Origin of the sequence: Streptomyces sp. NPDC052114 (assembly GCF_040680155.1) — a bacterium.
Classification (GTDB): Bacteria; Actinomycetota; Actinomycetes; order Streptomycetales; family Streptomycetaceae; genus Streptomyces.
Map to the genome: position 1 here is coordinate 360,496 of NZ_JBFAWC010000004.1, position 21,942 is coordinate 382,437.

Annotated in this window: 17 protein-coding genes; 6 read left to right on the forward strand and 11 right to left on the reverse strand. The window is 73.5% G+C overall.

Annotation, left to right across the window (positions count from 1 at the left end):
- Nucleotides 1-5: 5 nt before the first annotated feature.
- From AB0L89_RS11490 to AB0L89_RS11500, 3 genes are read right to left on the reverse strand one after another with little or no spacing between them, the layout of a single operon-like run.
- Complete coding sequence (locus AB0L89_RS11490; protein ID WP_365138082.1) at nucleotides 6-1,301, reverse strand: sugar ABC transporter substrate-binding protein; 1,296 nt, start codon at nucleotides 1,299-1,301, stop codon at nucleotides 6-8.
- Nucleotides 1,301-2,134, reverse strand: coding sequence for a carbohydrate ABC transporter permease (locus tag AB0L89_RS11495; protein ID WP_365138569.1), 834 nt, complete (start codon nucleotides 2,132-2,134; stop codon nucleotides 1,301-1,303). The genes AB0L89_RS11490 and AB0L89_RS11495 overlap by 1 nt, the downstream gene beginning before the upstream one ends.
- Nucleotides 2,134-3,057, reverse strand: coding sequence for a sugar ABC transporter permease (locus AB0L89_RS11500; protein ID WP_365138085.1), 924 nt, complete (start codon nucleotides 3,055-3,057; stop codon nucleotides 2,134-2,136). Before AB0L89_RS11500 ends, AB0L89_RS11495 begins: the two co-directional genes overlap by 1 nt.
- A gap of 171 nt (nucleotides 3,058-3,228) precedes the next feature.
- On the opposite strand from AB0L89_RS11500, the gene AB0L89_RS11505 reads away from it, so the two are divergent.
- Complete coding sequence (locus AB0L89_RS11505; protein WP_365138088.1) at nucleotides 3,229-4,092, forward strand: aminoglycoside phosphotransferase family protein; 864 nt, start codon at nucleotides 3,229-3,231, stop codon at nucleotides 4,090-4,092.
- A gap of 18 nt (nucleotides 4,093-4,110) precedes the next feature.
- Here AB0L89_RS11505 and AB0L89_RS11510 read toward each other — a convergent pair whose 3' ends face one another.
- The 4 genes from AB0L89_RS11510 to AB0L89_RS11525 form a co-directional block, all read right to left on the reverse strand.
- The gene (locus tag AB0L89_RS11510; RefSeq protein ID WP_365138091.1) at nucleotides 4,111-4,821 is read right to left on the reverse strand and encodes a 3'-5' exonuclease; all 711 of its coding nucleotides are present in this window, start codon (nucleotides 4,819-4,821) and stop codon (nucleotides 4,111-4,113) included.
- A 100-nt stretch (nucleotides 4,822-4,921) separates the two neighbouring features.
- The gene (locus AB0L89_RS11515) at nucleotides 4,922-6,163 is read right to left on the reverse strand and encodes an SAV2148 family HEPN domain-containing protein (protein WP_365138094.1); all 1,242 of its coding nucleotides are present in this window, start codon (nucleotides 6,161-6,163) and stop codon (nucleotides 4,922-4,924) included.
- A 104-nt stretch (nucleotides 6,164-6,267) separates the two neighbouring features.
- Nucleotides 6,268-7,581 (reverse strand): copper amine oxidase, encoded by a 1,314-nt coding sequence (locus tag AB0L89_RS11520; protein WP_365138097.1) that lies wholly within the window; start codon nucleotides 7,579-7,581, stop codon nucleotides 6,268-6,270.
- A gap of 64 nt (nucleotides 7,582-7,645) precedes the next feature.
- On the reverse strand, nucleotides 7,646-8,401 hold the full coding sequence (locus AB0L89_RS11525; RefSeq protein ID WP_365138100.1) for a Tat pathway signal sequence domain protein: 756 nt from the start codon (nucleotides 8,399-8,401) through the stop codon (nucleotides 7,646-7,648).
- Nucleotides 8,402-8,595: 194 nt separating this feature from the next.
- Here AB0L89_RS11525 and glgX point away from each other — a divergent pair, with 194 nt between their 5' ends.
- Nucleotides 8,596-10,701, forward strand: a complete 2,106-nt coding sequence (gene glgX, locus AB0L89_RS11530) for a glycogen debranching protein GlgX (protein WP_365138103.1) — start codon at nucleotides 8,596-8,598, stop codon at nucleotides 10,699-10,701.
- On the opposite strand, the gene AB0L89_RS11535 is transcribed toward glgX, so the two are convergent.
- A complete protein-coding gene (locus AB0L89_RS11535; protein ID WP_365138106.1) occupies nucleotides 10,676-11,965 on the reverse strand; it encodes an MFS transporter in 1,290 nt (429 codons plus the stop codon). The genes glgX and AB0L89_RS11535 overlap by 26 nt on opposite strands.
- A 90-nt stretch (nucleotides 11,966-12,055) precedes the next feature.
- On the opposite strand from AB0L89_RS11535, the gene treY reads away from it, so the two are divergent.
- Nucleotides 12,056-14,473 (forward strand): malto-oligosyltrehalose synthase, encoded by a 2,418-nt coding sequence (gene treY / locus AB0L89_RS11540; protein ID WP_365138571.1) that lies wholly within the window; start codon nucleotides 12,056-12,058, stop codon nucleotides 14,471-14,473.
- 12 nt (nucleotides 14,474-14,485) lie between these two features.
- Here treY and AB0L89_RS11545 read toward each other — a convergent pair whose 3' ends face one another.
- A complete protein-coding gene (locus tag AB0L89_RS11545; protein WP_365138109.1) occupies nucleotides 14,486-15,766 on the reverse strand; it encodes a cytochrome P450 in 1,281 nt (426 codons plus the stop codon).
- A gap of 172 nt (nucleotides 15,767-15,938) precedes the next feature.
- Between AB0L89_RS11545 and AB0L89_RS11550 the strand changes: the two genes are divergently transcribed.
- The gene (locus tag AB0L89_RS11550; protein WP_365138112.1) at nucleotides 15,939-17,234 is read left to right on the forward strand and encodes a M14 family zinc carboxypeptidase; all 1,296 of its coding nucleotides are present in this window, start codon (nucleotides 15,939-15,941) and stop codon (nucleotides 17,232-17,234) included.
- A 21-nt stretch (nucleotides 17,235-17,255) separates the two neighbouring features.
- On the opposite strand, the gene AB0L89_RS11555 is transcribed toward AB0L89_RS11550, so the two are convergent.
- Entirely contained in the window at nucleotides 17,256-17,807 is a 552-nt protein-coding gene (locus AB0L89_RS11555) for a DUF1707 and FHA domain-containing protein (protein ID WP_365138115.1), read from the reverse strand.
- Nucleotides 17,808-17,952: 145 nt separating this feature from the next.
- Between AB0L89_RS11555 and treZ the strand changes: the two genes are divergently transcribed.
- Both treZ and AB0L89_RS11565 read left to right on the forward strand, forming a co-directional pair.
- The gene (treZ, locus tag AB0L89_RS11560; protein WP_365138118.1) at nucleotides 17,953-19,698 is read left to right on the forward strand and encodes a malto-oligosyltrehalose trehalohydrolase; all 1,746 of its coding nucleotides are present in this window, start codon (nucleotides 17,953-17,955) and stop codon (nucleotides 19,696-19,698) included.
- 74 nt (nucleotides 19,699-19,772) lie between these two features.
- Entirely contained in the window at nucleotides 19,773-20,783 is a 1,011-nt protein-coding gene (locus tag AB0L89_RS11565) for an aldo/keto reductase (protein ID WP_365138121.1), read from the forward strand.
- Nucleotides 20,784-20,808: 25 nt separating this feature from the next.
- On the opposite strand, the gene AB0L89_RS11570 is transcribed toward AB0L89_RS11565, so the two are convergent.
- Nucleotides 20,809-21,933, reverse strand: coding sequence for an aminopeptidase P family protein (locus tag AB0L89_RS11570; protein WP_365138124.1), 1,125 nt, complete (start codon nucleotides 21,931-21,933; stop codon nucleotides 20,809-20,811).
- Between the last annotated feature and the right edge of the window lie 9 nt (nucleotides 21,934-21,942).

A 21,942-nucleotide genomic window follows, 5' to 3' on the forward strand; every position in this document is an offset into this window, starting at 1 on the left:
CGGCGCTAGCGCTGGTACCTCTTGAGGACCAGATTGCCGTCCTTCACCAGGCGTTCGCGCAGCTCGTCCAGGCCGATCGCGCCGCTGTAGTACTCCTGGAACGCGGGGGTGGCGACCTTGTCCTTCCACTCCGGGTAGCCCCGCACCGACTGGGCGGGCGCCGACCGCAGGTCGGCGGCGAGCGCGGTGCCCGCGGCCCAGTCGTCCTTCTTCGTGTGCAGGGCGGGGTCCTTCAGCGCTTCCTTGCCGGTGGGCAGCATCCAGTCGCCGCGTGCGAGCCTGACCATGTTCTCCGGCTGGAGGAAGAAGTCGATGAACTCCGCCGCCTCCTTCTTGTGCGGGCTGTCCTCGGAGACGGACAGGGTCTGCGGGCTGACGCCCTGCGCGAGGCCTTCCTTGCCCGCGGGCGCGGGCAGCACCTGCCACTCGAAGCCGTCGGGCGCCTGCTGCACGATCTGCTGGCGGTACGAGAACCCGAGCGGGACCATCGCGTACTTGCCGCCGAAGAAGCCGGGCAGGGTGTCGGAGCCGCCCATGCCGAGGGTCGTCCCGGAGGCGCTCCCGTCGGTGTTGACCTGGTCGTGGACGGTGCGCGGCACGACCTCGTCGGCCGCCCCGAAGCGGACGTCGACCTTGCCGTCCGCGCCGCGGTGGAACATCTGCCCGCCGGTGGACAGCGACAGGTTGAGCGTCGCGGAGACCGGCTCCTTCAGCGGCCAGGCGACGCCGTACTTCCCGTCGGTGCCGTCGCCGAGCTCCTTGGTGACCTGCCGGAACTCCGCCCAGCTCCAGGGCTTGTCGGGCGTGGGGATCCGCACCCCCGACTTCTTCAGCCACGTCGCGTTGGCGATCAGGACGCGCGGCTCCTGGAGGAACGGCACGCCGTAGACCTTGCCGCCGAAGGTCGTCGTCTCCCAGCTCCGCTGCGGGATGTCGGACCGCAGCCGCTCGGGCAGCAGGTCGCCGAGGTCCGCGAGGTACCCGCCGTACGCGAAGTCGGCGAGGTCGTCCGAGGCGTCGTGGATGATGTCCGGCGCCTCGCCGCCCTCGAAGGAGGTGAGCAGCTGGTCGTGGACGCTGTCCCAACTGCCCTGGACGTACCTGACCTGGACGTCGGGGTGGGTGGCGTTCCACTCCTTCACGAGCGCCTTGTTCGCGTCGACGGACTCCTTCTGCCAGGCCAGGGACTGGAACTGGAGGGTGATCTTCCCGTCGTCCTCGCCGGAGTCCCCGGCGCAGCCGGTGAGCAGCAGCGCGAGGGCCGTGGCGGCGGCGGTCAGCAGCCGGGGCGCGGTGCGCATCAGGCCTTCACCGCCCCGGCCAGCATGCCGCCGGTGATCCGCTTCTGGATGATCGCGAAGATGACCAGCGAGGGGATGGTCGCGAGGAACGCCGCCGCGGCGAGCGGACCCAGGTCCGCGACGCCCTCCGCGCCGATGAAGCGGTTGAGGATGACCGGCAAGGTCTGTTTCTCCGGGGTCTTGAGCAGGACGAGCGCGAAGAAGAACTCGTTCCACGCGGTGATGAAGGAGAACATCGCCGTGGCCACGATGCCGGGCGCGAGCAGCGGCGCGACGACCGAGACGAAGGTGCGCGCCTTGCTCGCGCCGTCCACGGCCGCCGCCTCCTCCAGCTCGGCGGGGACCGCGCGGACGTATCCGACGAGCATCCAGAGCGCGAAGGGCAGCGACCACACGACGTACACCATGATCAGACCGAGCAGCGAGTTGATCAGGTGCAGGTTCTTCAGGACGAGGAACAGCGGGATGATGATCAGGACGAACGGGAACGCCTGGCTGACCACCACCCACCCGGTGGCCGCCTTCGCGACGCGGTTGCGGTGCCGTGCCATCACGTACGCCATCGGGGTCGCGATGACCACCGCGATCAGGGCCGCGCTGAGCGCGGCGACCAGGGAGTTGCCCGCCGCCCGGAGCAGCGGCTGCTCGTCGAAGGCCTGGCGGAAGTTCTCCAGGGTCGGGTCCTCGGGGATCCAGGTGGGGTGCAGGCTGCCCAGTTCCCGCGCGGGCTTGAAGGCCGTGGAGATCAGCCAGAGGAACGGGAAGGCGAGAAAGACCAGATAGGCCGCGAGCGCGAGGTACTGCGCGGCGCGCGTCGTCCGCTTCGTACGCATCATGCCTCGTCGCCTCCCTTCAGGCGGCCCACGAGGTAGAAGGCGAGGATCACCGAGATCACGGCGACCATCACACAGCCCATGGCGGCGGCATAGCCGAACTGGCCGTACCGGAAGGCCTCTTCGTACGCGAAGAGCATGGGCAGGCGGGTGCGGCCGCCGGGGCCGCCCTGGGTCAGGACGTAGACCAGGGCGAAGGAGTTGAAGTTCCAGATGAAGTTGAGCGCCGTGATGGCAAGGGCGACCGGTTTGATCGCGGGCCAGGTCACGGTGGTGAAGCGGCGCCAGGCGCCCGCGCCGTCCATCGCGGCGGCCTCGTGCAGCTCGCGCGGGGTGTTCTGGAGACCGGCGAGCAGGGCGACGGTGGTCTGCGGCATGCCCGCCCAGACGCCGACGACGATCACGGCGAGGAGCGCGGTGGAGGTGCCGGTCAGCCAGTCCTTCCCCTCCCCGAGGCCCAGGTTCGCGAGCGTCTCGTTGAGTACGCCCGCGTCCGGGTGGTAGACGAGCCGCCACATGATGCCGACGACGACCTCGGGCATCGCCCAGGGAATGATCGCGAGCGCCCGCGCCAGCCAGCGGAAGCGCAGGTTCTGGTTGAGCAGGAGCGCGAGGCCGAGCGCGAGCAGGAACTGCGGCACGGTGACGCCGAACGCCCAGAGCAGGCCGATGCGGAACGACTCCCAGAACAGCGTGTCGTGCAGCAGGTCCTGGAAGTTGAGGGCGCCGACCCACTGCGTGGGCTCGGTGCGGCCCGACTGGGAGTCGGTGAACGCCAGCGCGATGCCGTAGAGGAGCGGGCCGACGCTGAGGACGAGGATCGGGATCAGCGCGGGCAGGACGAGGAACCACGCGCCGTGGTCCGCAGGTCTGCCTGTCGGCGTGCCTCTCGCCGACCGCTTCGTTGCGGTCGCCAATGTCACGGAATGGGCTCCTTCGGGCGGCTCGTGTAGGTCTGGCCGCCCCGGCGGCCCCCGTCATCGTGCTGATGTGATCTTGATACGTCAAGCAGCCGGGCGGCCCTCACACGCCTGTTGGCCAGTGCGAATGCGAGACTGTCGGGCGAACGGGGCAAGAGGTACGGGAGGCACGTCATGGATGAGGCGCGGGCACGGGACGTACTGGACGCGGCGGAGCTGCCGGTTCCGGTGAGCGGGGCGCGGCTGCTCGCGCTCGGCGAGAACGCGGTGTTCGCCGTCGGCGACCTGGTCGTCAAGGTCGGCCGCGACGCGCCCGAGCTCCTCGACCGGGCGCGCCGTGAACTGGGCGTCGCGCGCTGGCTGGAGAAGGCGGGCGTGCCGGCGGTGCGGGCCGCGGAGGCCGAGGCGCGGCACGTGGACGGGCACCCCGTGACGCTCTGGCACCGGCTTCCCGAGGCCGTGCGGCCCGCCGAGCCGCGGGACCTCGCGGGGCTTCTCCGTCTGGTGCACGAGCTGGACTCCCCCTCCTTCGACCTGCCGCGCCGCGAGCTGCTCGGCGGGGTGGAGCGGTGGCTGCGGCTCGCGGGCGACGCGATCGACGCGGCCGACGCGGACTATCTGCGGGAGCGGCGGGACGGGTTCGCCGCGGCGGCCGCCGCGTTGACTCCCCGGCTCGCTCCGGGGCCCGTCCATGGGGACGCGCTGCCCCGCAATGTCCTGGTCGGGCCGGACGGGCCCGTCCTGGTGGACCTGGAGACGTTCTCCTCGGACCTGCGGGAGCACGACTTGGTCGTGATGGCGTTGTCGCGCGACCGGTACGGGCTCGCGCCGGAGGCGTACGACGGGTTCGTCGCCGCGTACGGGTGGGACGTACGGGAGTGGGAGGGCTGCGGTGTGCTCCGCGGGGCACGCGAGACGGCCAGCTGCGCGTGGGTCGCGCAGCACGCACCCGCCAACCCGAAGGCCCTTGCCGAGTTCCGGCGCCGGGTGGCATCACTCCGTGACGGGGACGCGGCCGTGCGCTGGTACCCCTTCTGAGTGCCCCGCCCGGGGCCCCTACCCCTCCGCGCGGAGGGGCCACACCCCGTCCACGACCGCGTCCTCGTTCCCCTTCTTCCTGAGGAAGTTCTGGAAGTCCGCCGCCCACGCCGCGTACCACTCGATCTGGCGGCGGTGCAGTTCCGCCGGGCCGAGGGAGGCGACCTTGGGGTGGCGGTCGGCTATCGCGCAGGCGAGGCTCGCCGCGGCCTGGGCGTCGGCCGCCGCGTCGTGCGCGGACTCCAGGACCACGCCGTACTCCGCGCAGACCGCCGACAGGTTCCGCTTGCCGCGGCGGTAGCGGTCCACGGAGCGGTCGATCGTGTAGGGGTCGATGACCGGGCCCGGGGCGCTGCCGCCGAGGCGGTCGCCCAGGGACGGCAGCCCGTGCCGCCGCAGCTCGGCGGAGAGCAGGCTCAGGTCGAAGACCGCGTTGTACGCGACGACGGGGACGCCCGACTGCCAGTACGAGGTGAGGACCTCGGCGAGGGCGTCGGCCACCTCGGCGGCGGGGCGGCCCTCCGCGGCCGCCCTCTCGTCCGTGATGCCGTGCACCGCCACCGCGTCGGCGGGGATCGGGACGCCCGGGTCCGCCAGCCAGGTGCGGCGGCCCAGCGTCTCGCCGGCCTTGACCTCGATCACCGCCCCCGTGACGATGCGCGCCTCGCCCGGGTCCGTCCCCGTCGTCTCCAGGTCGAACCCGATCAGCAGCTCCCGGTGCCAGCCCATGGCCGCCCCCTTCTTCGTGGTGCTTTCCCCCAGTGACCACCACGATCCCATGCGCCACTGACAATCCGAGGACCGCGTTCCGCTTCGCCCGTCCCCGCGGTCACGACACCGGCCGCGAGTCCGCCCACGCCAGCTCGAACTCCTCGCGGTACGTCGTGAAGAGCCCGCCCTCGCCCGGGTCGCCCTGCTTGACCACCCGGCCGCCGCCGCGCAGCACGAGGACCGGCGCCTCCATCCCGCGCGTCCTGCGCAGATACGACTGGACGACCGCGATGCCGTCCGCGCCGTCCCCGTCGACCAGGTACGCGGTGAAGCGCGGCGTCTCGTCGAAGACCTGGATCTCGAAGGCCCCGGGGTCGCGCAGCCGGGCCCGCACCCGGCGCATGTGCAGGATGTTCATCTCGACGGAACGGCTCAACTCGCCCTTCTTGATGCCCAGTTCCCGCTCCCGGCGCTTGACCGCGCTGCTCGCCGGGTTGAGGAAGAGCAGCCGCGTACGGCAGCCGGACTCGGCGAGCCGGACCAGCCGGCGCCCCGAGAAGTTCTGCACGAGGAGGTTGAGGCCGATGCCGATGGCGTCGAGGCGGCGGGCGCCGCCGAAGATGTCCTCCGCCGGGAACTGCCGCAGCAGCCGCACCCGGTCCGGGTGCACGCCGACCACGTCCGCGTACCGGTCGCCGACCAGGTCCTCGACGGCGTCGACGGGCAGGCGCCGCGCGGAGGGCGTGTCCGTGCCCGCGCCGAGCATGTCCAGGAGGCGGGCCGAGGCGCGCTCGGCCTGGGCGAGGACCGTCTCGGAGAGGGCGCGGTTGCGGGAGACGACGTTCCGGGTGACCTCCAGCTCGTCCAGGGCCAGTTCGACGTCGCGCCGGTCGTCGAGGTAGGGCTCGAAGCACGGCCAGTGCTGCACCATCAGCTCGCGCAGCTGCGGCAGCGTGAGGAAGCTGAGGACGTTGTCGTCGGCCGGGTCGAGCAGATAGCCCTTGCGGCGGCTCACCTCGCGCACGGCGACGGCCCGCTGGACCCATTCCTGCCCGGCGGGGCCCGCGGCGGCCACGACCCAGTCGTCGGCGTGGACGGGTTCGTAGACGGGACGCAGAACAGCGGCCACGACCGCGCGCAGCCGCTGTTCCACCAGGTTCAGCCAGATGTAGGCCCGGCCGGCCCGCTGGGCACGCGTACGGACCTCGCGCCAGGCGTCGGCGCCCCAGTCCAGTTCCGGTCCGATCTGGGATCCCATCTCCATCGGCCGTGCCAGGGACACCGCTCCGGGAGGTACGTCCGCGGAGCTCCCCTCGTGACCCTCGTCACCAGGGGTCAGCTCCCGCCCACCCGAGCTCACCCGCGCACCGCCTTCCGCTCCCCCGAGCCACTCCCCCGGTCAACGATCAAGGAAGGGTACTCCGGGAGCGGCGGGCGGTGCAGCCCGATGGGCAGGGTGGTTTCTCAACCGCCCAGCGGAGGCTGGCCGTTCTGGTTCGCGAGGTCCTGCGGAGTGAGCGGGCTCATAGCGGTGACGTCGCGCGCCGCCAGGGAGAAGCCCTGCCAGTGGACCGGCATGGGCTGCTGGTCCTCGTCACGGGCGATGTGGTGGAAGCCGATGTGCACCCAGGTGACGGGGTGCGTGAGGCTCTGGCCGTTCACCCACTTGTCGACGCTCGTCGGTGTGCCGTTGGGGCAGCCCGGGTTGTTGCTCGCGTACTGCTCGCACTTCTTGTACTCGGTGAAGTACACGTCGTGCTTGGTGAAGGGCCGTCCGGCGTGCTTGTTGCTGGGTCCGGGCACGATCTCGTACGACCTGGGGTGGCCGTCCTTGTTCTTGCCCGCCCCGCTGACCACGCGCCACCAGCGCATGTCCTTGCGGTCGCCCGCGAGTTCCTTGGTGACCTTGGTGCGGGTGGTCTTCGTGGTGGGGCTGCCGTCACCCGTGGGCGGGGTGACCTTGGAGTCGTACTGCTCGACCTTGGCCTTCGGGGAGCCGTCCAGGCCGAAGTTCAGCCGCCAGAAGACGTTGTGGGCGTGGCTCTCGGCCTTGGCCTGGTCGCCCTTGCCGATGGGCCAGCCGCGGCTGTCGCCGCCGTCATAGTCGTAGGGCGAGAGGCTGCCGGTCGCGCCGACGTTGGACGTGATGGTGCCGTCCGAGGAGAACCGCCACTCGGTGATGTACTCGTACCAGGAGGCCTTGTTCACGGTGTAGACGAGCAGGTCCTTGCCCTGGCCGGTGTAGACCTTGCCGTTGCCGCCCGTGGACGCGTCGTCGTTGAGGCGGTACGCGTGCCCACGCGCGCGCGTGGTGGTGCACAGGCCCTTCACGTTGCCCCGGTGCGGGACCTTGACGGTCTTGATGGTGCCGCCGGGGCACTCGCCGGCGTTGAGGTTCTGCAGGGCCTGGCCGAAGTCGGTGCCCGTGACGTCGTCGTACTCGGCCTCGCCGTCGTCGTAGGGGACATGGACCTGCGCGAGGCGGGCACTGGTGAGGACGGGGATCGGCTTCGGCTCGCCCTTGGGCTGGTAGCTGATCTTGTCGAGGATCAGTCCGGAGAGCGTGTTGTAGTGCCAGCACATGCGCCAGGTCGTGCCGCCGTCGACCGTCTGCTCGATCTTGTAGGCGTCACTGCAGTCGGCCGCCGCCGTGGGCGCCTGGGGCGGCGCGGCGGAGGCGGGTCCCGCGGTGGACATGACGGCGCCGCCGAGCAGCGCGGAGACCGCGACGGCCAGCGTGGCTCGTCTGCGGGCACGCGAAAGTCTGTTGACGTGCATTGCGGAGTGAACTCCCTCGTACGAGGAGAAGTTGATGTGTGGTGTCGGGCGCGGGCGGCCGGCGTCAGCCGAGGCGGCCCACGGTGCGGGTGCTCAGGTCGACGACGAAGGACCTGGTGTCGATCCAGGGACCGTTCTTGACCTTGGTGACGACCTGGAGGCACCGGTTCTTCCCGCACGCGGCGAGGTCGGACGGCACGCGCTCCACGGTCTCCTTGCGGAAGATCATGCCGCTGAGCTGCAGCTGGTCCGGGCCGGTCAGCGCCTTGCCCGTGGCGTGCTTGAAGTCCTTCTTCAGGCCCTTGCCGAGCGGGTCGGCGATCAGGAGCCTCGCGCCCTCGGCGAGCTCCTCCTGGCTGGGTGGCGGCTGGACGTTCTGCGTGGTGGCGGTGTCGTCCACCTTGCCGGTCTCCAGGTTCACCGTCCTGGTGATGACGGCGTCCTTCTTGTAGTCGTAGTAGACGACCTCGGCCCGGCGCGGAGCCGCGGCGCCGTTGTCGCCCGGCTCCGGCTCGCTGAGGTTCGTGGACAGCAGCTGCGGGCCGCGGTCCCCCTCCACGTCCCGGGCGCTGGAGCGCATCTGGCCGGAAACCGAGGCCTTCTCCGCGCGCTCGATCTCCGCGTCGGTCAGCGGGTCGCTGCCGATGCCCTTCGCGCCCTCCTCGGGCGCGGCCTCCACGACGCCGTCCTTGGCGATGGCGTCCTGCTGTGCCGCTGCCGCGTTGGCCTGGCGGTCCCCCGACCCACCGGCCCCCGATCCCGGCAGATTGACGCCCACCAGCACGGCGGTGGCGGCCGCCGCCACTGCCGCGCCCGCCACCACCTTCCCCAGGTGACGTCTGACTATTTCTCGCACTTACTCCCCCTACTCCCCTGGCGCCCCATTCATGGGCATACCGAGTATGTGGTCAGACGGTTAGACGGGTTCAACTCCTGGGTGGTTGCCCCACTTTCGGGGAGACTCTGGCCAAAGTGGCCCCGACCCGAGGGGGCGTTAGTGGAAGAGTCGAATGCATGCAGGTCTGGCCAGGACAGGCGTACCCCTTAGGCGCCACGTACGACGGAGCCGGCACGAACTTCGCGGTCTTCTCCGAGACCGCGGAGCGCGTCGAGCTGTGTCTGCTGAACGACGACGGCTCGGAGACGGCGGTCGAGCTGCGCGAGTCCGACGCGTTCGTGCGGCACGCCTACCTCCCCGGCGTCATGCCCGGACAGCGGTACGGCTTCCGGGTGCACGGCCCCTACGCACCCGCGAGCGGGCACCGCTGCAACTCCGCGAAGCTGCTCCTCGATCCGTACGCGCGCGCGGTGAGCGGCCGCATCGACTGGGGCGAGGAGGTGTACGGCTACCACTTCGACGAGCCCGACCAGCGCAACGACCTGGACTCGGCGCCGCACATGATGACCTCGGTGGTGGTCAACCCGTACTTCGACTGGGGCGACGACCGGCCGCCCCGCACGCCGTACCACGAGACGGTGATCTACGAGGCCCATGTGAAGGGCCTGACGATGCTGCACCCGGACCTTCCGGACGAACTGCGCGGATCGTACGCGGCGCTCGGGCACCCGGCGGTCGTCGAGCACCTCACGAAGCTCGGCGTCACGGCCCTGGAGCTGATGCCGGTCCACCAGTTCGTGAACGACCACCGCCTGGTCGACATGGGCCTGAACAACTACTGGGGCTACAACACCATCGGCTTCTTCGCCCCGCACAACGCGTACGCCTCCTGGGGCGACCGGGGCGAGCAGGTCCTGGAGTTCAAGCAGGCCGTGAAGGCCCTGCACAAGGCCGGCATCGAGGTGATCCTCGACGTCGTCTACAACCACACGGCCGAGGGCAACCACCTGGGCCCCACGCTCTCCTACAAGGGCCTGGACAACGCCTCGTACTACCGCCTCATGGACGACGCGCGCTACTACATGGACACCACGGGGACGGGCAACTCGCTGTTGATGCGCTCGCCGCACGTGCTCCAGATGATCATGGATTCGCTGCGGCACTGGGTCACCGACATGCACGTGGACGGGTTCCGCTTCGATCTCGCGGCGACGCTCGCGCGGCAGTTCCACGAGGTGGACCGGCTGTCGTCGTTCTTCGACCTCGTGCAGCAGGACCCGGTGGTCAGCCAGGTGAAGCTGATCGCCGAGCCCTGGGACGTCGGCGAGGGCGGCTACCAGGTGGGCAACTTCCCGCCCCTGTGGACCGAGTGGAACGGCATGTACCGCGACACGGTCCGCGACCTGTGGCGCGGCGAGCCGCGCACGCTCGCGGAGTTCGCCTCCCGGCTGACCGGCTCCTCCGACCTCTACCAGGACGACGGGCGGCGCCCGCTGGCGTCGATCAACTTCACCACCTGCCACGACGGCTTCACCCTGCACGACCTCGTCTCGTACAACGAGAAGCACAACGAGGCCAACGGCGAGGACAACCAGGACGGCGAGAGCCACAACCGCTCCTGGAACTGCGGTGCCGAGGGCGAGACCGACGACCCGGACGTGCTGGCCCTGCGCGCGCGGCAGATGCGGAACTTCATCGCCACCCTGATGCTCTCCCAGGGCGTCCCGATGCTCAGCCACGGCGACGAGTTCGCGCGCACCCAGGGCGGCAACAACAACGCGTACTGCCAGGACAGCGAGCTGGCGTGGGTGCGCTGGCCGGACGACGAGAACACGCTGCTGGCCTTCACGCGGGCGATGGCGATGCTGCGGCGCGACCATCCGGTCTTCCGCAGGCGCCGCTTCTTCCACGGCCGCCCGGTCCAGGGCACGCACGACGAACTGTCCGACATCGCCTGGTTCACCCCGGAGGGCGACGAGATGCGGGAGGACGACTGGAGCGCCTCGCAGGCGCGGGCACTGAGTGTCTTCCTCAACGGCAACGCCATCTCGGAGCCGGGCCAGCGCGGCGAGCGGATCAACGACGACTCGTTCCTGCTGATGTTCAACGCCTCGCCGGACCCGCTGGAGTTCACGGTGCCGGTCAACCACGGCCGGCAGTGGCAGATCGTGGTCGACACGGCCCATGAGGACGGCGTTCCGCCGGACCCGGCGAAGGTGCGGGCCGGGGACCGGCTGACGCTGGCCGACCGGAGTCTTACGGTGCTGCAGCGTCCGGCGTGAGACCGGCGCGGGAGCGCGGGGCGGGGTCCTCGTGGGGCGGCTCCTCGCGGGGCGGGTCGTGGGGCGGCTCGGCGCGGGCCAGCAGGGCCACCACGAACGCCGCCCCGGCCGCGGCGGCGCCGAGCGCGAAGGCCGCCGCGGCGCCCCGGGACTCCGCGAGGCGCCCGGCCGCCGCCAGCGTCACCGCCTGGCCGCCGACGAAGGCGCTGGAGGCGAACGTCATGCCCTCGGCGAGCCGCCCCGGCGGCACGGCGCGCTCGGTCAGCGCGAAGCCCGTGATGAGGTTCGGGGCGAAGATCGCGCCGAACAGCGTGACCGCCACGTAGAGGCCGGGCAGGCTGTCCGTCCACACCAGGGGCAGCACCAGGAGCGCCGCGGCCGCCGTCGCCACGCGCCAGCGCGCCGGCAGCCCGAACCGCTCGGGCAGCGCCGCCATGGACAGCCCGGTGACGGCGCTCATGACGCCCATCGCCGCGTACACGAGTCCCGCCTGCCCCGGCTGCCCCAACTCCTCGGTCAGCGCCGTGATGCCCGCACCGCAGGCGCCGAGCAGCACGCCCAGGAAGACCAGGCCGACCCGCACCACGTACACCGAGCGCGGCAGGCCCGGCCGCCGTCCGCGCGCGCGTGCCGTGTCCGGCGCGAGCGCCCTCGCGGTGCGCCCCGTCGGGTGCAGCGCGAAGCCCGTGCCGCAGACGGCGACCAGGAGCGCGGCGGCCCCGAAGGCGTACGCCGGGTGTGCCGCCACGGCCGCGAGCCCCACCAGCGCGGGGCCGAGCACGAAGGACAGCTCGTCCATGGTGCTCTCCAAGGACAGCACCGTGCTCGCGAGCCGGTCGTCGCCGCCCTTGGCGCGCACCAGCGGGACGACGCGGGCCCTGGCGAGCGGGCCGATCCCCGGGATCGTCGCGCCCGCGAGCACGCCGAGCGCGCCGAGCGCGGGCGTGGGCAGGTCCGCGACCGCGCCCAGGGTGTACGCGGCGATCGCCACGGCGTTCGCGAGCGAGAAGGCGAGCACCACGGCGCGCTGGCCGCGCCGGTCCGCGAGGCGCCCGACGAACGGCCCCGCCGTCACCTGGCCGAGCGCGAGCGCGCAGGCGACGATCCCACCGGTGGCCAGCGACCCGCTGGTCTCGGTCACCAGGAGCACGCTGCCGAACTGGATCATGGCCACGGGCAGCCTGCCGAGGAAGGAGACGACGGGCAGCGCCGCCCCCGTCATCCGGATCACCGTGCGGTACGCGTCCCATGTGTTCTCGGCCATCGTCCGACGCTAACGACGCGGTGGCGCGGACACGCATGAGTCGATGGCACGAAAGCCGCCCAGGCGGGTACGTACGTTCGCATGACGCGCATGACGCCGGAGCGCTCCGGGGCCGCGGTCCCACCGCCGCCCACCGCCACGTACCGGCTCCAGTTGCAGCCGGACTTCCCCTTCGCGGCCGCCGAGGCGGCCGTGCCCCACCTGGCCTCGCTCGGTGTCTCGCATCTGCATCTGTCGCCGGTGCTGGAGGCGGTCCCCGGATCGACGCACGGGTACGACGTCGTCGACCACGCGCGCGTGCGCGACGAGCTGGGCGGCGAGGAGGGCCTGCGGTCGCTGTCCCGCACCGCGCGCCGGGCCGGCCTCGGGCTGGTCGTGGACATCGTGCCGAACCACATGGCGGCGGTGCCGCGCCACAACCACGCGCTCTGGGAGGTGCTGCGCGAGGGACCGCGGTCGCCGTACGCGCGCTGGTTCGACATCGACTGGGAGGCGGGCGACGGGCGCGTCCTGCTGCCGTTCCTCGGCGGCCGGGTCGGCGACGAGCTGGAGCGGCTGCGGGTCGACGGGGACGTGCTGCGCTACCACGACCACGCCTTCCCGCTGCGCGACGGCACCGCGCGCCTGCCGCTGCCGGAACTCCTGGACGCGCAGTGGTACCGCCTTTCGTGGTGGCGCCTGGCCAGGACCGAGCTCAACTACCGCCGCTTCTTCACCATTTCGGACCTCATCGCCGTACGCGTCGAGGACCCGCAGGTGTTCGACGCGACCCACGCGACGATCCTGCGGCTGCTCAACGAAGGCGTCGTCGAGGGGCTGCGGATCGACCACCCCGACGGCCTCGCCGACCCGGGCGCCTACCTCCAGCGGCTGCACCGGGCGACCGGCGGGCGCTGGACGGTCGTCGAGAAGATCCTCGCCGACGGTGAACACCTGCCCGCCGCCTGGCCGGTGGCGGGCACCACCGGCTACGACGCGCTGCGCCACATCGACGGCGTCCTCACGGACCCGGCGGGCGCCGGGGAGCTCCTCGGGCAGTACCGGCGCTTCGCGGCGCCGCCCGCCGACCGGGGCGGCGACTGGGACGCGACGGTGCGCCGCGCCGCGTACAAGGTCGTCACGCACGAGCTGGCCGCCGAGGTCGACCGGCTCACGCGCGCGGCGGCCGCGATCTGCGCGGCGGACCCCGCGCTGCGCGACCACGCGCCGTGGGCCCTGCGCACCGCGCTCGGGGAGCTGCTCGTGCGCGTCCCCGTCTACCGGCCCTACGCCGTGGGAGGCGTCCCTCCCGAGACGGTGCTCACCCCGCGCGCGGCCGAGGAGGCCGGGGCGGCCTTCGGCGTGCCCGAGGAGGCCCAGGCGATCGACGTCGTGCGGGACTTGGCGCTGGGCCGCCGGGAGGGGGTGCCCGCGGCGGCGGGGGACGCCTTCCGCGCGCGGTTCGCGCAGACCGCATCGGCGCTGCGCGCCAAGGCCGTCGAGGACACCGCGTTCTATCGGCACGCGCCGCTGCTCTCGGCGGCGGAGGTCGGCGGTGCGCCCGAGCGTCCCGCGGTGGACGTGGCCGCGTTCCACGCGTACTGCGCGCGCGTTCAGCGCGACTGGCCGCACTCGGGGACGGTCCTGACGACCCATGACACCAAGCGCAGCGCCGATGTGCGCGCCGCCATATCCGTCCTGACGCAGTGCCCAGGCCGGTGGGCCGACCTCCTCGTCGAGCTGACCGAGCAGACCGCGCGCGTGGGCGGGGCCTGCGCGCCCGACCCCCAACTGGCCTGGGCCGCCTGGCAGACGGCGGTCGGCTTCGGGTCGCCCGACGACGCGCGGCTGCGGGGCGCCCTCCTGAAGCACGTGCGCGAGGCGGGCCTGCACACCAGCTGGACCGAGCCCAACGAGGCGTACGAGAAGGCCGTGGACGCCTTCGTGGCGGCCGGGCCGTGCGGGCCGCCGCGGCACACGGTGGCCGCCTTCGCCCGGGAGCTGGCCCCCCATGTGCGGGCGAACGTCCTGGGGGCGGCGCTCCTCCAGCTGACGATGCCCGGGGTGCCCGACCTCTACCAGGGCACCGAGGGCGAGTACCGCGCCCTGGTCGACCCCGACAACCGGCGCCCGGTCAGGTTCCTTTCGGACGCCCTGGAGGAGCCGGGGACCGGACCGGGGCGGGACGGCCTGTCGCGGGAGAAGCTGAGGCTCACCGCGGCGGCGCTGCGGCTGCGCGCGCGGCGGCCCGCGCTGTTCGGCGACGCGGCGACGTACGAACCGCTGGCGGCCGAGGGACCCGGTGCCGCGCACTGTGTGGCGTTCGTCCGCTCCCAGGACGTCGTGGCGGCGGCGACACGGCTGTCGCTGCGGCTCGCCGAGGCGGGCGGCTGGCAGGGGACGGAGCTGGCGCTCCCGGCGGGCCGGTGGGGCGATCTGCTCGCTCCGGAGCGGGAGTTCGAGGGGCACGCGCGCGTGGCGGAGCTCTTCGCCGAGTCGCCGGTGGCGCTCCTGGAGCGGCTCCCCTAGGGCGTACGCCGCTCACCCTGTGCGTACGAGAAGGGTGCGCGGGCCGCGGGTCAGGAGGCCCTGGGACGTCGGCCGGAAGCCCGGTGCCCGGTGCAGCCCCGGCAGGGCGTCCAGCAGCGCGCGCAGGCCGTACTCGGCGGTGCGGGCCGCGAGTTCGGCGCCGGGGCAGGCGTGCCGGCCCGCGCCGAACGCGAGGGGTCCCTGGTCCGTCCGGAACAGGTCGTAGCGGTCGGGGTCGGCGAACCGCGCGGGGTCGCGGCCCGCCGAGCCGACCAGGCACGCCACGGTGGCGCCCGCGGGGAGCGGGACGCCCGCCACGGCGACCGGGCGGACCGCGCGGCGCAGCACGACGGGGGCGGGCGGGTCGCGGCGCAGGGACTCCGCCCAGGCGGCGGGGATCAGCTCGGGCCGCTCACGGACCAGGGCCAGCTGGTCCGGGTGGTCCAGGAGGGCGGCGAGGCACGCGGCGAGCGCGAGCGCGGTGGCCTCGCCGCCTCCGCCGAGCAGTGAGCCGACGAGCCCGGCGACGGTCCCGTCCGACAGGGGCCGCCCGTCGACCTCGGCGCCGCACAGCACGGAGAGCAGGTCGTCGCCGGGGTGGGCGCGGCGCCGTGCCAGGTGGGGGCGGAGGAAGGCGTCCAGGTCGCGGTGGTGGCCGCCGAGGTGGGTGAGGCCGTCGCGGCACCACGCGTGGACGCGGGCGGCGTCCTCGCGGGGCAGGCCGAGGGCGGCGACGACCGCGGCGGCGGGCAGCCACTGACAGAACTCGGCGACGAGGTCGGCCTCCTCGCGTGCCGCGATGCGGCGGGCCAGTACGTAGGCGGTGCGCGAGGTACCCGCGGCCAGGGCGGCGACGGCGCGGTCGCGCAGCCCCGGCTCGACCAGGGCGCGGTGCGCGCGGTGGGTGGCGCCCTCCATGTGCGTGAGGGTGCGCCCGGGCGGCGGCGCGACGAGCGCCGCCCGGGTGAGCGCGGAGCGCACGTCCGCGTACCGGCTCACCAGCCACGCCCCGAAGGCCTCGTCGCGCACGACGGGAAGCTCCTCGCGGAGCAGCCGGTACAGCGGGTAGGGGTCCCGGTCGACGCCGGGCGACAGCAGGCCGGGCGCGGGCAGCCGCCGATGCGGGGCCGCGGTGCCGGGGCCCACCGCGACCGGGGCGGCCTCCGGTCTCACCAGGGGGCACACGCCGCGGCCGGACGGCACCGGCTCGGGCCGGAGGCGGTGCGACATCCCGCCCCCGGTGGCGCGGAAGGAGGAGAACGGGCCGTCCGGCGGGACGGGAAGGCAGCGCACCGCGGGGCTCCCACCTGTGCGTCGGCGCGGCGAAGGGCAGCGCGGGTGTGTTCCAGAGGACCACCGCGGGGGCCGCGCCGCAGGTTCCGTACACCCGTACGAGTGAGGGAGGCACGAGGTGCCGCCCCGCGTGCAGCTCCTTGACACCTCCCCCGGGGCGTGGCGTACTTCGATGGCGTCAGTGGCGGACCAGACGGGGGTGAGTCAACTGGCGGTGCAGCGTTATCCCAGTGTGAACGAACTCGTCTCCGGAGCAGGGCAGTTGGCGGCCATGCGTCCGGACCTGGGCGCCCTCCGCCAAGTGGGCTCCTCGCGCGCGGGCCGGCCGCTGCACCTGCTGTCCGTGGGGCACTCGCCCCACGCGGTCCTGGTGGTCGCGGGCGCGCACGCCAACGAACCGACCGGCGGCTCCACGCTCCTGCACCTCGCCGAGCAGACCCTGCGCGACCCGGCCCTGCGCGCCGACACCTCCTGGCACTTCCTGCTGTGCGCGGACCCGGACGGCGCGCACCTGCACCGCACGCCCGCCCCGCGCACGCTCCTGGACTACCACCGCAACTTCTTCCGCCCGGCGGGCCCCGAGCAGCCCGAGTGGTCGCCCTCCGTGCTGCCGCCGCACCGGCTGCCGCCCGAGACCCGCGCCCTGACCGCCGTCATCGACGAGCTGCGGCCCTACCTCCAGGTGTCCCTGCACGGCACCGATCTGGGCGGCAGCTGGGTGCAGTTGACGAAGGACATCCCCGGCCTCGTGGAGCCGTTCGCCAAGTCGGCCGCGGAGCTGCACATCCCGGTGGAGACGGGGGCGTCCGACGCGGCGGGCTGGCCGGTCTCGGGGCCGGGCGTCCACGTCCTGCCGGGCCCCGGCGCGGACGCGGCCTACCCGAGCCTGCCCGAGGACGCCCGGCGCACGACCTGGCACCACGTGCACCGCTACGGCGGCCGCACCGCGATCGTCGAGGTGCCGATGTGGGCGAGCGACCTGGTCGACGACCCGGCGACGCACCCCGCGCCGGTGCGGGCGATGCGGGCGCTGGCGCGGCGGCTGAGCCGGGACGCGCGGCTGGTCGAGGACGTGCTGGCCGAGGCGCTGCCCCGGCTGCCCGGCGCCGAAGGACCGCTGCTGCGGGCGGCGCGCTGGGCGCTGGCGCTGGTGCCCGGCCTCGCCGACGACTGGGGGCGGCTGCCGCCCGCGGGCACCAGCATGGCGTACATCGGAAGTGTCGACGCGTTCGGCAGACGCCTGCCGCTGCGGGCGGCCGCGATGCTGCTGCGGGTCCTGGACGAGGCGGGCGACCGGTCGGCGCCGCGTCTGGAGCGGCTGGTGACGCAGTGGAGCGAGGCGTTCGCCGAGCGGTTCAGGGCGCGCTGGGTGCCGCTGGAGCACCAGGTCGAGCACCAGTCGCGCACGACGGTCGCCGCCGCGCGCCACGCGCGCGTACAGTCCGACATCGACCGGACGCGCCCGTGAGGGCCGGATTCCGGGCGGGGTTCAGCTCACGGCGAGCCGGAAGGCCATCCGGCCGAAGCTGACCAGGTCGCCGTCCTGGACGAGGGCGGCGCCGACGACCCTGCGGCCGTTCACGGACGTGCCGTTGGTCGAGCCGAGGTCGCGCAGCACCCATACGCCGCTCTGGCGGCGCAGCTCGGCGTGCACCCGGGAGACCGTGTCGTGGCTGAGCCGCAGGCTGTTGGCCGGGTCGCGGCCGATCCGCAGCGGATACGGGCTCTCCGGCGAGGGCAGCAGCAGCTTCGGGAGCCGCTCGGCCTGCCAGGCCCTGCGCATCTTCATCGTGAAGCCGGAGACGGCGCCGACGCCGCCGAGCACCAGGCGCGACCAGCGGCCCTCGGTGCGCAGGTCGGCGGTGAGCACGGCCAGTTCGTCGGGCCTGCGGGCGGCGAGCACCAGCTCCATGCGCCGCAGGAACGTGTCGTGCGAGAGCCGGCCGACGGCCGCGCCCTCCTTGAGTGCGTCCAGCGCCCGGTCGCGCTCGGCGTCCGTGACCCGAGCGGGGTGCGTGGAGAACTCGAAGGAGGAGGTCACCAGGAGATTGTCGGGCAACCGCGCCCCGGGTGTCCAGAAAGGGGCTGGCGGCGGTCGAACGGAACGGGATCACCCACGGACCGGACGCCGCTGACGCACCATGGGATCCACGACGTGACGGACGGCTGACGAGGGGGAACTTTCGGTGAGGTTCGAGGTGTGGGCGCCGCAGGCCGAGCAGGTCGTACTGGAGTGCGCGGGCGACACGTACGCGTTGGGGCGCGACGCGGACCGCGCGGGCTGGTGGGCCGGGGAGGCGCCGGCCGAGGACGGGACGCGCTACGGCTTCTCGCTGGACGGCGGCCCGGTGCTGCCCGACCCCCGCTCGCGGCGCCAGCCGGACGGGCCCGACGGGCTCAGCGCCGTCGTCGACGACGACCGGTACGCGTGGCGGACGGCGTGGGCGGGGCGCGGCGTGCGGGACGCGGTCCTGTACGAGCTGCACGTGGGGACGTACACCCGCGAGGGCACGCTCGACGCGGCCGCGGACCGGCTCGCCCACCTCGCGGACCTCGGCGTCACGCACGTGGAGTTGATGCCGCTGTGCCCCTTCCCCGGCCGGCACGGCTGGGGTTACGAAGGCGTGTCGCTGTGGGCGGTGCACGAGCCGTACGGCGGGCCCGAGGCGCTGAAGCGCTTCGTCGACGCCGCGCACGGGCTCGGGCTCGGTGTCGTCCTGGACGTCGTGCACAACCACCTGGGCCCGGCGGGCAACCATCTGCCCGCGTTCGGGCCGTACTTCACCGAGACGCACCACACGCCCTGGGGGGCGGCGGTCAACCTGGACGCGCCGGGCTCGGACGAGGTGCGCGCGTATCTGATCGGCAGCGCCCTGGCCTGGCTGCGCGACTACCGGATCGACGGTCTGCGGCTGGACGCGGTGCACGCGCTGCGGGACACGCGCGCGTGCCACTTCCTGGAGGAACTCTCCGCCGCCGTGGCCGACCTGGGCACCGAGCTCGGCAGGCCGCTGTCCCTGATCGCCGAGTCGGACCTGGGCGATCCGCGGGTCGTCACTCCGCGCGCGGCCGGCGGCCTCGGCATGGACGCCCAGTGGAACGACGACTTCCACCACGCGCTGCACACCGCGCTCACCGGGGAGTCGCAGGGCTACTACGAGGACTTCGCGCGGGCCCCGCTGGCCGCGCTCGGCAAGACGCTCACGCGCGGCTTCTTCCACGACGGGACGTACTCGTCGTTCCGCGGCCGTGCCCACGGCCGCCCCGTGAACCGGGCGCGGACGCCCGCCTACCGCTTCCTCGGCTACACGCAGACCCACGACCAGGTCGGCAACCGCGCGCAGGGGGACCGCCTTTCCGCCGCCCTCTCCCCCGGTCTGCTGGCCTGCGCCGCCGCGCTCACCCTGCTGGGCCCGTTCACGCCGATGCTGTTCATGGGCGAGGAGTGGGGGGCAACGACGCCCTGGCAGTTCTTCACGGACCACACCGACCCCGGCCTCGCCGAGGCCGTGCGCCGCGGCAGGCGGCGGGAGTTCGCGGCGCACGGGTGGGCGGAGGAGGACATCCCCGACCCGCAGGACCCGGCCACCCGCGAGCGGTCCTGCCTCGACTGGTCGCAGCCCACCAACGGCCGCCACGCGCGCCTGCTCACCTGGCACCGCGACCTGCTCCGGCTGCGGCGCACCCGTGGCGACGTCACCGACCCGGACCTCGCGGCCGTGCGGGTCGCCCACGACGAGCGGGCCCGCTGGTTCGCGCTGCGGCGCGGGGACCTGCGGATCGGCGTGAACCTCGGCAAGGAGCCGGTGTCCGTGCCGCTGGGCGCCCGCCACGCGCGCGTGCTCGCCGCGTGGGAGCCGGTCGAGTCGCCCGGCGCGGACGGGGCGCTCCTGCTGCCCGCCGAGTCGTGCGCGGTGCTCGGCACGGCGTAGCGCAACCTCCGAGGAATCGTGCGGCCGTTCGCACGCGGCGCCTATCTTGAGGGCCGGACCAGGGGAGGCGGATCATGAAGCAGCGATTTCTCGGCCGGACGGGGCTGCGCGTCAGCGAGGTGTGCTTCGGCGCGATGATGTTCGGCAGCGGCGCCGACGAGGCGACCTCGCACCGCATGCTGGACACGTTCACGGAGGCGGGCGGCACCTTCGTGGACACGGCCGACATGTACGGCCGCGGGGTCTCGGAGGAGATCCTCGGCCGCTGGCTCAAGGGCCGCCGCAGGGACGAACTCGTCATCGCCACCAAGGTGTTCGCCACGATGGGCGAGGCGCCGAACGCGGGCGGCCTGAGCCGCAAGCACATCGTCGCGGCGGTCGAGGCGAGCCTGCGCCGCCTGGGCACCGACCACATCGACCTCTATCAGACGCACGTGTGGGACGCGACGACGCCGATCGAGGAGACCTTGTCCACCCTGGACGGCCTGGTGAAGGCCGGCAAGGTGCGCTACCTGGGCGCGAGCAACCACTCCCCCGGGCAGTTGCAGAAGGCCCTCGACGTGGCGCGGGCGCGCGACTGGGAGCCGTACTCCTGTCTGCAGCCGCTGTACCACCTGCTCGCCCGGGAGACCGAGTGGGAGCTGCTGCCGCTCAGCGCGGCGGAAGGCGTCGGCGTGATCCCCTACAGCCCACTGGCGGGCGGCTGGCTGACGGGCAAGTTCCGGCGGGGCGTCGAGCCGCCCGAGGGCACGCGCGGCGCGGGCGCGTGGCAGCGGCGGAACACCGAGGAGACCTGGCGGGTCGTCGACGCGGTCGTGGCGGTCGCCGAGGAGGTCGGGCGGCCGCCCGCACAGGTGGCGCTGCGCTGGCTGCTCCAGCGGCCCGGGGTGACCGCGCCCATCGTCGGGGCGCGGTCGGTGGAGCAGCTGGCCGACAGTCTCGGCTGTGTGGAGTGGGAGTTGACGGCCGCGCAGCACGAACGGCTGACCGAGGCGAGCGCCCGGCCGCTGCCCTACCCGTACGACGTCCTCGCGTACTACCCGGGCCGCGAGCCGCGCACCGGCCCGCGCACGGACTTCGCCTGACGTCCGGCGCGGGCGCGGCCCGCCGTCAGCCGACGATCGCCATCTCGCGGGCGGTGGTGTTCAGCCGCCGCCCGCCGTCCTCGGTGACGGTCACGATGTCCTCGATGCGCACGCCGAAGCGGCCGGGCAGATAGATGCCCGGTTCCACGGAGAAGCACATGCCGGGGACGAGCGGCCGCTCCTCGCCCTCGATCATGTAGGGCGGCTCGTGGGTGGTGACGCCGATGCCGTGGCCGGTGCGGTGGATGAACCGCTCGCCGTAGCCGAACTCGGTGATCACGGCGCGGGCCGCGCGGTCGACGTCCTGGCAGGCGGCGCCGGGCCGGACCGCCGCGCAGCCCGCCGCCTGCGCCTCGCGCACGATGTCGTGCACGCGCTGCTCCTCGGCGGTCGGCTCGCCGACGTGGACGGTGCGGGAGGTGTCGGAGCCGTAGCCGTGCAGCAGCCCGCCGAAGTCGAGGACGACCATGTCGCCGTGCTCGATGACGCGGTCGCCCGCCTCGTGGTGCGGGTTGGCCCCGTTGGGGCCCGAGCCGACGACGGTGAAGTCCACCTGTGCGTGCCCGAACCTCCGCAGCAGGTCCGCGAGGTCGGCGGCGACGTCGGTCTCCTTGCGGCCCGCGAAGGGCACCTTCTGGATCTCCTCGTACGCCGCGTCGGCCGCCGCGCCCGCCGCCGCGAGGCGCTCCAGCTCGGCGGCGTCCTTGACGGCGCGGAGCATGGGCAGCGCCTCGGTGAGCGAGACGTAGGAGGTGCCGGGCAGCGCCTGCTGGAGGCCCAGGAGGTGCATCGCCCAGGCGTTGTCGCTCACCCCGAAGCGGCCGGACCCGTCCAGGAGGGGCGCGGTGACGGCGTACGGGTCCTTGCCGTCGGTCCAGTCGCGCAGGGTCAGCGCGGCGGCGCCGACGGCCCGCTCGGCGTCCGGGGCCTCCAGGGTCGGCACGACGAGGACGGGGTCCTGCCCGGCCGCGAGCACGAGGACGGTGAGGCGCTCGGTGATGGCGGTGGGTTGGTAGCCGGTGAGCCAGACGAGGTCGGGGCCCGGGGCGACCAGGACGCCCGCGAGACCCGCGTCGGCGGCGCTCGCGGCGGCGCGCTCCATCCGGGCCCGGTAGTCGTCGGCGGTGAAGGGCGCGGGCGCGCTGCTCATGAGGGCCTC